We start from the raw sequence: 14545 nt of genomic DNA, 5'->3' as shown, positions 1-14545 counted from the left end.
AAAATAGACTATAGCTAGTTAGAGAAAAAGTATAATTGAAAACTATATCTTCTTGCAGTATAATAAAAGGACTAAGTGTTTGAGATTTGACTTCAAACACATTCAATTATTTCTAAAAGAGTACAGTTAGGAGAAGGTTATGCCGATTAGAATTGATAAAAAATTGCCAGCTGTTGAGATTTTACGGACAGAGAATATCTTTGTCATGGATGATCAACGTGCGGCCCACCAAGATATCCGTCCCTTGAAAATTTTGATTTTAAACCTAATGCCCAAAAAAGTGGTCACAGAGACCCAGTTGTTACGGCATTTAGCAAATACTCCTTTGCAATTGGACATAGACTTTCTCTATATGGAGAGCCACCGTTCCAAGACGACTCGTGCAGAGCATATGGAGACTTTTTATAAAACTTTTCCTGAAGTCAAGGACGAGTATTTTGATGGGATGATTATCACAGGGGCTCCGATTGAGCATTTACCATTTGAGGAAGTGGACTATTGGGAGGAATTCAGTCAGGTGCTTGAGTGGTCCAAGACCCATGTCTATTCGACCCTTCATATCTGTTGGGGGGCTCAGGCTGGGCTTTATCTGCGCTATGGAGTGGAAAAATACCAGATGGACAGTAAGCTATCAGGTATTTATCCTCAAGACACCCTAAAAGAGGGTCACCTTCTTTTTAGAGGCTTTGATGATAGCTACGTTTCCCCTCATTCACGGCACACGGAGATTTCTAAGGAAGAGGTCTTAAACAAAACTAATCTCGAGATTTTATCAGAGGGTCCTCAGGTTGGGGTTTCGATTTTGGCTAGTCGTGATTTACGAGAAATTTATAGTTTTGGGCATTTGGAATATGACCGTGATACCTTGGCAAAAGAGTATTTCCGAGATCGTGATGCAGGTTTAGATCCACATATTCCAGAAAATTACTTTAAGGATGATGATGTCAACCAGACCCCTTGTTTGTGTTGGTCTTCATCAGCAGCCCTCTTTTTCAGTAACTGGGTGAATTATGCGGTCTATCAGGAAACCCCTTTTGACTGGAGAAAAATAGAAGATGATGCATCTGCATTCGGGTATTTATAAGAGGAATTATGACATATTTAGACGCTTTTAAATCAGGGAACTTGGTTTTACCGAGTGCCCTGCTCTTGCATTTTAAGGAACTCTTTCCTTCTAGCGACGATTTTCTGGTCTGGCAATTTTTCTATTTGCAAAATACGACAGGATTAGAAGAAATGTCGCCAAGTCAGATTGCTGACAGGATTGGCAAGGAAATTTCGGATGTCAATCAGGCTATTTCCAATCTGACAGAGAGGGGACTGCTTCAGTACCGTACTATCGAATTAAATGGTGAAATCGAATTGCTTTTTGATGCTAGTTTGGCTTTGGAACGTTTGGATGATTTGCTTGGAGTCGCTCATTCGAGTTCAGACCAGTTGACACCTCAAAATCAGCTCAAGGATTTGGTGGAAACCTTCCAGAAGGAATTGGGACGCTTGTTGACCCCTTTTGAGATTGAGGATTTGACCAAGACACTAAAGGAAGATGGAACCAGTGCTGACTTGATTAAGGAGGCTCTTCGTGAAGCGGTTTTGAATGGGAAACCAAACTGGAAGTACATTCAGGCCATTTTGAGAAATTGGCGCCATGAAGGTATCAAAAGTGTGGCTCAAATCGAGGCTAAACGGGCAGAGAGAGAAGCAAGCAATCCTCAGTTGACACAGGTATCTGCAGATTTTAGAAATGCCATGGATCTTTGGAAGGATTAATCCATGCAAGCAGGCTTGAAATCCGAGTAAGATTTGCAAGCTGTGTCTAATTGTGATAAAATAAATAGAAAATAAATTGAAAAAAGAGGTATGTGAAATGTCACGTAAACCATTTATCGCTGGTAACTGGAAAATGAACAAAAATCCAGAAGAAGCTAAAGCATTTGTTGAAGCAGTAGCATCAAAACTTCCTTCATCAGATCTTGTTGAAGCAGGTATCGCTGCTCCAGCTCTTGATTTGACAACTGTTCTTGTTGCTGCTAAAGGTTCAAACCTTAAAGTTGCTGCTCAAAACTGCTACTTTGAAAATGCAGGTGCTTTCACTGGTGAAACAAGCCCACAAGTTTTGAAAGAAATCGGTACTGACTACGTTGTTATCGGTCACTCAGAACGCCGTGACTACTTCCATGAAACTGACGAAGATATCAACAAAAAAGCAAAAGCAATCTTTGCGAACGGTATGCTTCCAATCATCTGTTGTGGTGAGTCACTTGAAACTTACGAAGCTGGTAAAGCTGCTGAATTCGTAGGTGCTCAAGTATCTGCTGCATTGGCTGGATTGACTGCTGAACAAGTTGCGGCATCAGTTATCGCTTACGAGCCAATCTGGGCTATCGGTACTGGTAAATCAGCTTCACAAGACGACGCACAAAAAATGTGTAAAGTTGTTCGTGACGTTGTAGCTGCTGACTTTGGTCAAGAAGTTGCAGACAAAGTTCGTGTTCAATACGGTGGTTCTGTTAAACCTGAAAACGTTGCTTCATACATGGCTTGCCCAGACGTTGACGGTGCCCTTGTTGGTGGTGCGTCACTTGAAGCTGAAAGCTTCTTGGCATTGCTTGACTTTGTAAAATAATTAGTAAGTAGCAAAAGCTAGGTGGAACAGCATTCAGATGTCTGTTCCATTTTTTATAAGGGAGGAAAGATTGAAAACAAGGATTGGAAAAATTGGATTAGCAAGTGCCTTTTTGCTTGGATTGATAGTTAATCAGGTGGCTGCAAATGAAGCTGAAGCGAAAGCATCTTCGGAAGAAAGCAGTGTTCAAGCTTCTTCTAGTAAGGTAGAAGAAAAGAAATTAGAAACGACTACAAGTCAAAAAGAAGAAGAGAAAAAGGTTGAGACTTCTTCTAGTCAGCGTCCAGAGAAAAAGGAAGAAGTCAAAGAGACGCGAGCTAGTAGTCAGAAAGAAGAAAGTAAACCAACTTCAACATCAGCACATTGGGAAGGTGACTTCTATGTAAAAGCAGATGGTTCAAAAGCTAAGAGTGAGTGGATCTTCGATACTAGCTACAAGGCTTGGTTCTATATAAAAGCAGATGGTCGTTATGCTCAAAAAGAATGGCATGGAAACTACTACCTCAAAGCAGGTGGTTACATGGCTAAGAATGAATGGGTTTACGATAACCATTATAAGAGTTGGTTTTACCTCAAGGCAGACGGTTCTTATGCAAATCAAGAATGGCAGAAAATCAATGGCAAATGGTACTATTTCAAGAAATGGGGCTATATGGCTAAAAGTCAGTGGCAAGGAAATTATTTCTTGAATGGTCAAGGTGCCATGATGCAAAATGAATGGCTTTATGACCCAGCTTATTCTTCTTATTTCTACCTTAAGGCGGATGGTTCTTATGCTAATGAACAGTGGCAAAAGATTGACGGCAAGTGGTATTACTTCAAGAAGTGGGGTTACATGGCTCAAGATGAGTGGCATGGGGACTACTATCTTACTGAAAGTGGTGCTATGGCAACAGGTGAGTTAATTATGGACGATACTCGTTATACTTTTGCTGATTCAGGGGAACTGAAAGAAAAGAAAGCCTTGAATGTTGGTTGGGTTTATCGAAATGGACACCGTTATTTCTTTAACCATCGTGAAGAACAGGTCGGAACTGACCGTGCTAAGAAGGTTATTGATGTCAGTGAACACAATGGTCGTATCAGTGACTGGAAAAAAGTCATCGATGATAATGGAGTAGATGGAGTCATTGTTCGTTTGGGCTATAGTGGAACTGAGGACAAGGAATTGGCTCATAATATCAAGGAGTTAAATCGTCTTGGAATTCCTTACGGTGTTTATCTTTATACCTATGCAGAAAATGAAACAGATGCTGAGAATGATGCTAAACAGACCATTGAACTTTTGAAGAAATATAAAATGAACTTGTCTTATCCAATCTACTATGATGTTGAAAATTGGGAATATGAAAATAAATCTAAGAAAGCACCGACAGATACAACTACTTGGGTTAAAATTATCAATAAGTATATGGAAACCATGAAGCATGCTGGTTATCAAAACGTGAAAGTTTATAGCTATCGTCAACTTTTGCAAACTCGTTTGAATCATCCAAATATTTTACAACATGTAAACTGGGTTGCTGCCTATACGGATGCGCTTGATTGGAACAATCCTCATTATTCAGGAGAAAAAGGATGGCAATATACTTCATCTGACTCTCTTAAAGGGATTCGGGGTCATGTTGATGTTAGCGTCTGGTATTAAGATGTAAAACTTAGAAAAGAGCCTACAAATTGTATGCTCTTTTCTTTATTTTATCTCTGTTAAGAGAGTTTGAAAGTGACTGGATTTCATTCTAAAAAATTCTTAAATTATCAGTCTATTGCAACTTTTCTCATGTGAGTCATTTGGCTTGCTATTGGTTTTCCTTAGTAGTATACTAAGGTAGTAATCATTAAGAAGTGGTTACAAATAATAATGAATGAGGTAAAATAAAATGGTAGAATTGAAAAAAGAAGCAGTAAAAGACGTAACATCATTGACAAAAGCAGCGCCAGTAGCATTGGCAAAAACAAAGGAAGTATTGAACCAAGCTGTTGCTGATTTGTATGTGGCCCATGTGGCTTTGCACCAAGTACACTGGTACATGCGTGGTCGTGGTTTCCTTGTATGGCATCCAAAAATGGATGAGTATATGGAAGCTCTTGATGGTCAATTGGATGAAATCAGCGAACGCTTGATTACACTTGGTGGTAGCCCATTCTCTACATTGACAGAATTCCTTCAAAACAGTGAAATCGAAGAAGAAGCTGGTGAATACCGTAATGTTGAAGAAAGCTTGGAACGTGTCCTTGCTATCTACCGTTACTTGTCAGAACTCTTCCAAAAAGGTTTGGATGTTACTGATGAAGAAGGTGACGATGTGACAAACGGTATCTTTACAGATGCTAAAACTGAAACTGATAAAACAATCTGGATGCTTGCCGCAGAACTTGGACAAGCACCTGGTTTGTAAGAAATAGAATAATCATATAAAAATCTGTAGGATGCCTCTTACAGATTTTTTTCTATTCTGTAAGCTATTCCAAACCAGTCTTTTTTTGAGTTTTTTGATAAAATAGTACTATCAGTGAAAAGGATGGAAGCATGACTAAGAAAATCGTAGCTATTTGGGCCCAGGATGAAGAGGGTGTGATTGGTAAGGGAAATCGTCTGCCTTGGCATTTACCAGCAGAACTGCAACACTTCAAAGAAACAACTCTGAATCATGCTATCTTGATGGGGCGTGTGACCTTTGATGGAATGGGGCGTCGCTTGCTTCCCAAACGGGAAACCTTGATTTTGACGCGTAATTCTGAAGAAAAGATAGACGGGGTTGCTACTTTTTATGATGTTCAGTCTGTCTTGGACTGGTATCAGGCTCAAGATAAGAATCTTTATATTTTAGGTGGAAAGCAAATTTTTCAAGCTTTTGAACCCTACCTTGACGAAGTGATTGTGACTCACATTCATGCTCGGGTGGAAGGAGATACCTATTTCCCTGAAGAGTTTGACCTGTCTATTTTTGAGACGGTTTCAAGCAAATCCTATACCAAAGATGAGAAAAATCCTTATGATTTTACCATCCAATACCGCAAGAGAAAGGAAGTCTAATGGAACGTAGTATATTTGGTTTTTTCACAGCCATGCTGTGTTTGGTCTGCTTGCTTGCAGGGGCACAGGCTTTTCGTAAAAAGCGCTATGGACTTTCTGTCCTGCTCTGGTTAAATGCATTTACCAATTTGGTCAATAGTATCCATGCTTTTTACATGACCTTATTTTAGATAGAATGACAGTATAGAATAGAACGGAAGGAAATCATGCCTACAACTAGGAATAATGATATGATGGTTTATTGCTCATTTTGTGGCAAAAGCCAAGAAGAAGTACAAAAAATAATCGCTGGGAACAACGCCTTTATTTGTAATGAATGTGTGGAGTTAGCTCAGGAAATCATTCGTGAAGAGTTGGCGGAAGAAGTCTTGGCAGACTTGTCTGAAGTTCCAAAACCAATCGAACTCCTCCATATCTTGAACCACTATGTAATCGGTCAAGATCGTGCCAAACGTGCTTTAGCAGTAGCAGTATACAACCACTACAAACGCATCAATTTCCACGATACGCGTGAAGAGTCAGAAGATGTGGATTTACAAAAGTCAAACATCTTGATGATTGGCCCAACTGGTTCGGGGAAAACTTTCCTTGCCCAGACCTTGGCTAAGAGCTTGAATGTGCCTTTTGCGATCGCAGATGCGACAGCTCTTACTGAGGCTGGTTATGTGGGTGAGGATGTGGAAAATATCCTCCTCAAACTCCTGCAGGCTGCTGACTTTAACATTGAACGTGCAGAGCGTGGCATTATCTATGTGGATGAAATTGACAAGATTGCTAAGAAGAGCGAGAACGTGTCGATCACACGTGATGTTTCTGGTGAAGGGGTGCAACAAGCCCTCCTTAAGATTATCGAGGGAACCGTCGCAAGCGTACCGCCCCAAGGTGGACGCAAGCATCCACAACAAGAGATGATTCAAGTGGATACTAAAAATATCCTCTTCATCGTGGGTGGTGCCTTTGATGGCATTGAAGAAATCGTCAAACAACGTCTGGGTGAAAAAGTCATCGGATTTGGTCAAAATAATAAGGCGATTGACGAAAACAGCTCCTACATGCAAGAAATCATTGCAGAAGATATTCAAAAATTTGGTATTATCCCAGAGTTGATTGGACGTCTGCCTGTCTTTGCAGCTCTTGAGCAATTGACAGTAGATGATTTGGTTCGTATCTTGAAAGAGCCAAGAAATGCCTTGGTCAAACAGTACCAAACCTTGCTATCTTATGATGATGTCGAGTTGGAATTTGACGACGAAGCCCTTCAAGAGATTGCCAATAAGGCCATTGAACGTAAAACGGGTGCGCGTGGTCTTCGCTCGATTATTGAAGAAACCATGCTAGACGTCATGTTTGAAGTACCGAGTCAGGAAAATGTGAAATTGGTTCGCATCACAAAAGAAGCTGTCGATGGAACGGATAAACCAATCTTGGAAACAGCCTAGAGGTGACTATGGAACTTAATACACACAATGCAGAAATCTTGCTCAGTGCGGCCAATAAGTCCCACTATCCGCAGGATGAACTGCCAGAAATCGCTCTTGCAGGGCGTTCAAATGTTGGCAAGTCTAGCTTTATCAACACCATGCTGAATCGTAAGAATCTAGCCCGAACATCAGGTAAACCTGGTAAAACCCAGCTTCTCAACTTCTTTAACATTGATGACAAGATGCGCTTTGTGGATGTGCCTGGTTATGGCTATGCCCGTGTTTCTAAAAAGGAACGTGAAAAGTGGGGGCGCATGATTGAGGAATACCTAACGACTCGGGAAAATCTCCGTGCAGTGGTCAGTCTAGTTGACCTTCGTCATGACCCGTCAGCAGATGATGTGCAGATGTACGAATTTCTCAAGTATTATGAGATTCCAGTCATCATTGTGGCGACCAAGGCGGACAAGATTCCTCGTGGTAAATGGAACAAGCACGAATCAGCAATCAAAAAGAAATTAAACTTTGACCCAAGTGACGACTTTATCCTCTTTTCATCTGTCAGCAAGGCAGGGATGGATGAGGCTTGGGATGCAATTTTAGAAAAATTATGAGGTAAAGAAATGGCAAAAACAATTCATACAGACAAAGCTCCAAAGGCTATCGGACCATATGTTCAAGGAAAAATCGTTGGCAATCTTCTGTTTGCTAGCGGTCAAGTTCCCCTATCTCCTGAAACTGGGGAAATCGTAGGAGAGACTATCCAAGAACAGACAGAACAAGTCTTGAAAAACATCGGTGCTATTTTGGCAGAGGCAGGAACTGACTTTGACCATGTTGTCAAAACAACTTGTTTCTTGAGCGATATGAACGACTTTGTTCCTTTTAACGAGGTTTACCAAACGGCCTTTAAAGAGGAATTTCCAGCTCGTTCAGCAGTAGAGGTAGCTCGTCTTCCTCGTGATGTAAAAGTCGAAATTGAAGTCATCGCAGAGATTGGATAAACTAGTTGAAGTTTGGTGTTGCCAAACTTCTTTTGATATAAGGAGAAAAAGATGACAAAGAAACAACTTCACTTGGTGATTGTGACAGGGATGAGTGGTGCGGGAAAAACTGTAGCCATTCAGTCCTTCGAGGATCTAGGTTATTTTACCATTGATAATATGCCACCAGCTCTCTTGCCTAAGTTTTTGCAGTTGGTGGAAACAAAGGAAGACGACCATAAGTTGGCCTTGGTGGTGGATATGCGCAGCCGTTCTTTCTTTTCAGAAATTCAAACTGTTTTGGATGAGTTGGAAAACAAGGAAGAACTGGACTTTAAAATCCTCTTCTTGGACGCAGCAGATAAGGAATTGGTCGCGCGCTACAAGGAAACCAGACGAAGTCATCCATTAGCAGCAGACGGTCGTATTTTAGATGGAATTAAGCTGGAACGTGAACTCTTGGCACCTTTGAAAAATATGAGCCAAAATGTGGTGGATACAACTGAACTTACTCCTCGTGAACTGCGTAAAACCCTTGCAGAGCAGTTTTCAGATCAAGAACAAGCCCAGTCTTTCCGTATCGAAGTCATGTCTTTTGGCTTTAAATATGGAATCCCGATTGATGCAGATTTAGTCTTTGATGTGCGCTTTTTGCCAAATCCATATTATCTTCCAGAACTGAGAAACCAAACGGGTGTAGATGAACCAGTTTATGACTATGTCATGAATCATCCTGAGTCAGAAGACTTCTATCAACATTTGTTGGCCTTGATTGAGCCGATTTTGCCAAGTTACCAAAAGGAAGGTAAGTCCGTTTTGACCATTGCCATGGGTTGTACAGGGGGACAACACCGTAGTGTGGCCTTTGCCAAACGCTTGGCGCAGGACTTATCCAAGAATTGGCCTGTCAATGAAGGGCATCGTGACAAAGACCGAAGAAAGGAAACGGTAAACCGTTCATGAGAAAACCAAAGATAACGGTGATTGGTGGAGGGACTGGGATCCCCGTCATTCTAAAAAGTCTGCGTGAAAAAGATGTGGAAATCGCAGCTATCGTAACGGTGGCAGATGATGGCGGTTCTTCAGGTGAACTCCGAAAAAATATGCAGCAATTGACACCGCCAGGCGATCTCCGCAATGTCCTTGTAGCCATGTCAGATATGCCAAAATTTTATGAAAAGGTCTTTCAGTATCGCTTCTCTGAGGATGCAGGAGCCTTTGCTGGGCACCCATTGGGCAATCTCATCATTGCTGGTCTGTCAGAAATGCAGGGTTCGACCTATAATGCCATGCAGTTATTGAGCAAATTTTTCCATACGACTGGGAAGATTTATCCTTCCAGTGACCATCCTTTGACCCTGCATGCAGTCTTCCAGGATGGGACAGAAGTGGCTGGAGAGAGCCATATTGCAGACCATCCAGGCATGATTGACCATGTCTATGTGACCAATACCCTCAACGATGATACGCCTCTGGCTAGTCGTCGAGTAGTGCAGACCATTCTTGAAAGTGACATGATTGTCCTAGGACCTGGTTCCCTCTTTACCTCGATTTTACCTAATATCGTGATTAAGGAAATAGGTCAGGCGCTTTTGGAAACCAAGGCAGAAATCGCCTATGTCTGCAATATCATGACCCAACGTGGGGAGACGGAACACTTTACAGATAGTGACCACGTGGAGGTCTTGCATTGTCACCTTGGTCGACCTTTTATCGACACTGTCTTGGTGAATATTGAAAAAGTGCCTCAGGAATACATGAATTCCAATCGATTTGATGAATACTTAGTGCAGGTGGAACACGATTTTGCTGGTCTTAATAAGCAAGTTCCGCGTGTGATTTCATCTAACTTTCTTCGTCTGGAAAATGGTGGTGCCTTCCACGATGGGGATTTGCTTGTGGACGAATTGATGCGGATTATACAGGTGAGAAAATGAGTTTCACAGTAGCAGTAAAAGAAGAAATCTTAGGTCAACACCATCTGAGCCGGCATGAATTATCTGCCATTATCAAGATGTCTGGTAGTATCGGTCTCTCAACTTCGGGCTTGACCTTGTCTGTCGTGACAGAAAATGCCAAGCTGGCTCGTCACCTCTATGAGTCCTTTCTCCATTTCTACGAAATCAAATCGGAAATCCGACACCACCAACGGAGCAATCTTCGTAAGAATCGGGTCTATACCGTTTTTACAGATGAAAAGGTGCAGGACTTGTTGAGTGATTTGCACTTGGCAGATTCCTTTTTTGGCCTGGAAACAGGTATTGATGGGGCGATTTTATCAGACGAGGAAGCAGGCCGTGCCTATCTCTGTGGTGCTTTTTTGGCAAATGGAAGCATTCGTGACCCTGAGTCAGGCAAGTACCAGTTGGAAATCAGTTCTGTTTATCTGGACCACGCGCAAGGGATTGCCTCCCTTCTCCAGCAGTTTTTGCTGGATGCCAAGGTGCTTGAGCGAAAGAAGGGAGCTGTGACTTATCTCCAGCGAGCCGAAGATATTATGGACTTCTTGATAGTCATTGGAGCCATGCAGGCGCGTGATGATTTTGAGCGGGTTAAGATTTTGCGAGAAACCCGTAACGATCTCAATCGGGCCAACAATGCCGAAACAGCCAATATCGCTCGGACAGTTTCTGCCAGTATGAAGACCATCAACAATATCAGCAAAATCAAAGATATTATGGGCCTAGAAAATCTGCCAGTGGATTTGCAGGAGGTAGCGCAGTTGCGGATTCAACACCCAGACTATTCTATTCAGCAGTTAGCTGATAGCCTCAGCACCCCTCTGACCAAAAGTGGTGTCAATCACAGACTCAGAAAAATAAACAAGATAGCCGATGAATTATAACGATATAAAGCACCCCCTTGAATTATCAGTGCGATTAGTTGATTCTATTTTTCTAATGTCCTGATATTGTTAACTTACAAAATATCAATCTGTTTCTTGACAATTGAATAGAGTATGTGAGATAATAAAGAGGAATTGAGTACTAGTTCTATATCATGGACTAAGAAAAGACCCCGAGCTAACTTCCACATTAAGCTTGGGGTCTTTTTTGACACTATTTGTACTTGTTTAGCCATTTATAGTAGATTGAATCTACATTAGTTTGTCATGGCTGCCAAAATATTTATAGAAAGTAATTTGACTTTCCTAATCGATTTATTCACATCTTATTTCAATCTACTATATTGACTAAGCAAAGAACGACACTGGCCACAATTGGTCCGATGATAGTTTTGAGTATTAATTCCATCATGGGCTATCTCACCTTCTTTCGTAGGCGGTGTAGAAGTGCCGTAAATATTACAGCGCATTTATAATTCAGCATGTCAGAGATTTCTTTTGACAACTGAAGATGGATGTGAGATAATAGTGGAGAAGTGAAGATGTAGTCTACCATAACTACAAAAAAGCCCCTGCTGATAACCACAAAAGCAAGGGCTTTTTCTAGTCTACGCTAGAAAGGTGGGTTGGTCGCTATTTCTTGTTTAGCCATTTTTCGATGACTATCAGGACGATACCGATCACCAAGGGTAGAATAATATTTGTGAAGATGTAATCTACCATAGGCTCCACCTCCCTTCTAAGGCAGATGTGCCGTTTCTATTATATCACATGATTTATCAGTTTGATAGGCATTTTTATTTGTGCTAGAAGAAGGGAAAGATATGATCTAACAAGTTAGCCGATGAAATATAAAACCACGAATCCTATGTGACTCGTGGCTCTTTTCTTATAAACTAGTAGAGTGTTTTGGTTGTACTTTTTGCTCAGGGTCGATGTAGTTGATAGCATTATTGACAGCGGTTGGAGCTTCTCCGAGGCCTGTCGCAATCAGGTCAATTTTTCCGTCATAGTAGCAGCAGTCACCGATAGCATAGATACCTGCTTGGCTAGATTCCTGTTTGCTGTTGACAATAATCTTGTGGCGGTTGAGGTCCAGACCCCAGTTTTTAAGGTTACCGACAGAAGATTTGAAACCATAGTTGACAAAGAGGTGATCTAAGTCAATCGTTTCTGTTTCATCAGATTTGACTTTTGTGATTTCAAGTTTATTGAGCGTTTTTCCATCTCCAAGGAGTTGGCTAGGGACAAATGGTGTCTTGATGGTCACAGAAGATTCCTGCAAGGCTTGGACACTGTGCTCTAAGGCACGGAAATTATCTCTGCGGTGAACAAGGGTAGTTGGTGCAATTTTTTCAAAAGCCAAAGCCCAATCAACAGCTGAGTCCCCACCACCCAGAATCGTCACGTTCTTACCCGCATATTGATGGATGTTGGAAACGTGGTAGTGGATATTTTCATAATCCTCAACGCCTTCTAGTTCCAGAGGACGTGGTTTGAAGGCGCCGCCACCCATAGCAATGATAACTGTTTTAGACAGGTGACTTCCTTTAGAAGTTGTGATGACAAATCCTTCTTCTTGTTTTTCAATCTCAAGAACCGTTTCGTTGAGATGAATAGGGGTATCAAAGCCATTTAATTGCTCGATTAGACGGTTAGTCAACTCTTCTCCAGTCAGGTTTGGGAAACCTGGAACGTCGAGGATTTCCTTTTCAGGGTAGAGAATAGCAGGTTGTCCACCTAGTTGGGGAAGGGAGTCGATGATTTGGACCTTGGCTTGGCGTAGGTGGGCATAGAAGGCTGCAAAAAGTCCGACGGGACCACCACCTACAATGGTAATATCATAGAGTTGAGACATGGTTTCTCCTTTGTTTTTTCTAGTCAGTTTATTTTATCATATTTTTTCTTTAATTTAAAATGAAGTAGGATAGGGAAAAAAATGTCAGAAAAATGATATAATAGAAAGGAACGTGTTTGGACAGAGAGGAGACAGCAGATGAACTTTCAACAATTATCCAACCTGCAATATTGGACTAGCTTGTTTTCTAGTCCTTGGAGTATTGCCATCAATGTGTTTGATATTTTGATTGTGGCCTATATTTTATATCGTTTTACAAAAGCGATAGCTGGCACCAAGATTATGATTTTGGTGCGTGGGGTCGTGATTTTTGTATTAACCCAGGTTGTGGCCAATATCCTTGGTTTAACAACGATTTCTTGGTTGATTAATCAGATTATCACCTATGGGGTTATTGCTGCGGTTGTTATCTTCTCTCCAGAGATTCGGACTGGTTTGGAACGCTTGGGAAGGGCGACAGATTTCTTTTCTACTGCTCAAATTAGTGCAGAGGAGCAAATGATTCGTGCCTTTGTCAAGTCGGTTGAATATATGAGTCCCTGTAAGATTGGTGCTCTGGTTGCCATCCAACGAGTTCGGACCTTGCAAGAATACATTGCGACAGGGATTCCCTTGGATGCCAATATTTCAGCTGAACTCCTCATCAATATTTTTATTCCCAACACTCCCCTACACGATGGTGCAGTGATTATCAGAGAAAATCGAATAGCAGTAACCTCTGCTTATTTGCCCTTGACAGAAAGCACAGGGATTTCCAAGGAGTTTGGGACCAGACACCGGGCGGCTATCGGTTTGTCAGAAGTATCCGATGCCTTGACCTTCATCGTCTCAGAGGAAACAGGTGGCATTTCTATTACCTATAACGGTGTTTTCAAGCACGACTTGACGATTGAAGAATTTGAAGCAGAGCTACGAGCAATTCTTTTGCCAGCTGTTGAGGAAAAAGTCAGTTTCAAGGACCGTTTGCTAGGAGGTTGGAAATATGAGAAAAAATAGTCTATATATCATTTCATCTCTCTTTTTTGCTTGTGTTTTATTTATCTATGCAACGTCAACCAACTTTCAAAATAGCAATACCGCAAGGCAGGTCAAATCAGAAACCTACACCAATACGATAACGAACGTTCCTATCGATATTCACTATGATGCTGACCAGTATTTTATTAGTGGATTTGCATCAGAAGTTTCAGTGGTATTAACCGGAGCTAATCGTGTGACCTTGGCCAGCGAAATGCAGGAGAGCACTCGTAAGTTTAAGGTAACTGCTGATTTGACGGATGCCAGTGTTGGAACGATTGAAGTTCCCTTGAACATTGAAAATCTTCCAAGTGGATTGACCGCTGTGGCAACGCCTCAAAAGATTACAGTGAAAGTTGGGAAAAAGGTTAAGCGAGATGGGATGATTGTTGTGCCACAAGTTGACCAAAGCCAGATTGATCCCAAGCTACAAATTGATAGTGTAACCGTGTCAAACGAACGAGTTTCTGTCACAACTGACCAAGAAACATTAGCTAAAATTGATCGTATTATTGCGCTTTTACCAACTAGCGAACGTATAACAGGTAATTACAGTGGTTCAGTACCTTTGCAGGCAATCGACCGCAATGGTGTTGTCTTACCGGCAGTTATTACTCCGTTCGATACAACAATGAAGGTGACTACAAAACCAGTAGCACCAAGTTCAAGCACATCAAATTCAACTACAAGCAGTTCGTCAGAGACATCTTCGTCAACGAAAGCAACTAGTTCAAAAACGAATTAAAAATAGAAAAAGG

Annotated in this window: 17 protein-coding genes; 15 read left to right on the top strand and 2 right to left on the bottom strand. The window is 41.5% G+C overall.

The window, feature by feature from the left end:
- Positions 1–139 precede the first annotated feature (139 nt).
- The 13 genes from metA to whiA all read left to right on the top strand — a co-directional run bounded on the left by metA (position 140) and on the right by whiA (position 10912).
- Positions 140–1084, top strand: coding sequence for a homoserine O-acetyltransferase MetA (metA, locus tag B7699_RS07100; protein WP_001122699.1), 945 nt, complete (start codon positions 140–142; stop codon positions 1082–1084).
- An 8-nt stretch (positions 1085–1092) separates the two neighbouring features.
- Positions 1093–1770, top strand: coding sequence for a DnaD domain-containing protein (locus B7699_RS07095; RefSeq protein ID WP_084927741.1), 678 nt, complete (start codon positions 1093–1095; stop codon positions 1768–1770).
- A gap of 97 nt (positions 1771–1867) precedes the next feature.
- On the top strand, positions 1868–2626 hold the full coding sequence (gene tpiA, locus B7699_RS07090; RefSeq protein WP_042901359.1) for a triose-phosphate isomerase: 759 nt from the start codon (positions 1868–1870) through the stop codon (positions 2624–2626).
- 37 nt (positions 2627–2663) lie between these two features.
- Complete coding sequence (gene lytC / locus B7699_RS07085) at positions 2664–4274, top strand: choline binding-anchored murein hydrolase LytC (RefSeq protein WP_084927739.1); 1611 nt, start codon at positions 2664–2666, stop codon at positions 4272–4274.
- 232 nt (positions 4275–4506) lie between these two features.
- Positions 4507–5025: a Dps family protein gene (locus B7699_RS07080; protein WP_000229882.1), complete on the top strand. Its 519-nt coding sequence runs from the start codon at positions 4507–4509 to the stop codon at positions 5023–5025.
- Between the two features lie 131 nt (positions 5026–5156).
- On the top strand, positions 5157–5663 hold the full coding sequence (locus tag B7699_RS07075) for a dihydrofolate reductase (RefSeq protein ID WP_084927737.1): 507 nt from the start codon (positions 5157–5159) through the stop codon (positions 5661–5663).
- Complete coding sequence (locus tag B7699_RS07070) at positions 5663–5833, top strand: hypothetical protein (RefSeq protein ID WP_000442260.1); 171 nt, start codon at positions 5663–5665, stop codon at positions 5831–5833. The genes B7699_RS07075 and B7699_RS07070 overlap by 1 nt, the downstream gene beginning before the upstream one ends.
- A 36-nt stretch (positions 5834–5869) precedes the next feature.
- Positions 5870–7102, top strand: a complete 1233-nt coding sequence (gene clpX, locus B7699_RS07065) for an ATP-dependent Clp protease ATP-binding subunit ClpX (protein WP_025169664.1) — start codon at positions 5870–5872, stop codon at positions 7100–7102.
- A gap of 8 nt (positions 7103–7110) precedes the next feature.
- A complete protein-coding gene (yihA, locus tag B7699_RS07060; protein WP_000422605.1) occupies positions 7111–7698 on the top strand; it encodes a ribosome biogenesis GTP-binding protein YihA/YsxC in 588 nt (195 codons plus the stop codon).
- Positions 7699–7707: 9 nt separating this feature from the next.
- Positions 7708–8088 (top strand): RidA family protein, encoded by a 381-nt coding sequence (locus B7699_RS07055; protein ID WP_001140420.1) that lies wholly within the window; start codon positions 7708–7710, stop codon positions 8086–8088.
- Between the two features lie 51 nt (positions 8089–8139).
- Positions 8140–9030, top strand: coding sequence for an RNase adapter RapZ (gene rapZ, locus B7699_RS07050; RefSeq protein ID WP_042750784.1), 891 nt, complete (start codon positions 8140–8142; stop codon positions 9028–9030).
- Complete coding sequence (locus tag B7699_RS07045; RefSeq protein ID WP_084927735.1) at positions 9027–10004, top strand: YvcK family protein; 978 nt, start codon at positions 9027–9029, stop codon at positions 10002–10004. The genes rapZ and B7699_RS07045 overlap by 4 nt, the downstream gene beginning before the upstream one ends.
- Entirely contained in the window at positions 10001–10912 is a 912-nt protein-coding gene (gene whiA, locus B7699_RS07040) for a DNA-binding protein WhiA (RefSeq protein ID WP_049511938.1), read from the top strand. The genes B7699_RS07045 and whiA overlap by 4 nt, the downstream gene beginning before the upstream one ends.
- A gap of 633 nt (positions 10913–11545) precedes the next feature.
- Here the strand turns inward: whiA and B7699_RS09505 are convergent.
- Both B7699_RS09505 and B7699_RS07035 read right to left on the bottom strand, forming a co-directional pair.
- On the bottom strand, positions 11546–11635 hold the full coding sequence (locus B7699_RS09505) for a type I addiction module toxin, Fst family (RefSeq protein WP_142358332.1): 90 nt from the start codon (positions 11633–11635) through the stop codon (positions 11546–11548).
- A gap of 166 nt (positions 11636–11801) precedes the next feature.
- Positions 11802–12770: an NAD(P)/FAD-dependent oxidoreductase gene (locus tag B7699_RS07035; RefSeq protein WP_084927733.1), complete on the bottom strand. Its 969-nt coding sequence runs from the start codon at positions 12768–12770 to the stop codon at positions 11802–11804.
- 138 nt (positions 12771–12908) lie between these two features.
- Between B7699_RS07035 and cdaA the strand changes: the two genes are divergently transcribed.
- Positions 12909–13766, top strand: a complete 858-nt coding sequence (gene cdaA / locus B7699_RS07030; RefSeq protein WP_084927731.1) for a diadenylate cyclase CdaA — start codon at positions 12909–12911, stop codon at positions 13764–13766.
- Entirely contained in the window at positions 13753–14532 is a 780-nt protein-coding gene (locus tag B7699_RS07025) for a CdaR family protein (RefSeq protein WP_084927729.1), read from the top strand. The genes cdaA and B7699_RS07025 overlap by 14 nt, the downstream gene beginning before the upstream one ends.
- Positions 14533–14545 lie beyond the last annotated feature (13 nt).

The sequence above is a fragment of the Streptococcus mitis genome, from assembly GCF_002096835.1.
Lineage (GTDB): Bacteria > Bacillota > Bacilli > Lactobacillales > Streptococcaceae > Streptococcus > Streptococcus mitis_W.
Note: the sequence above shows the minus strand (reverse complement) of the source record. Positions and strands in the feature narration are given on the sequence as shown.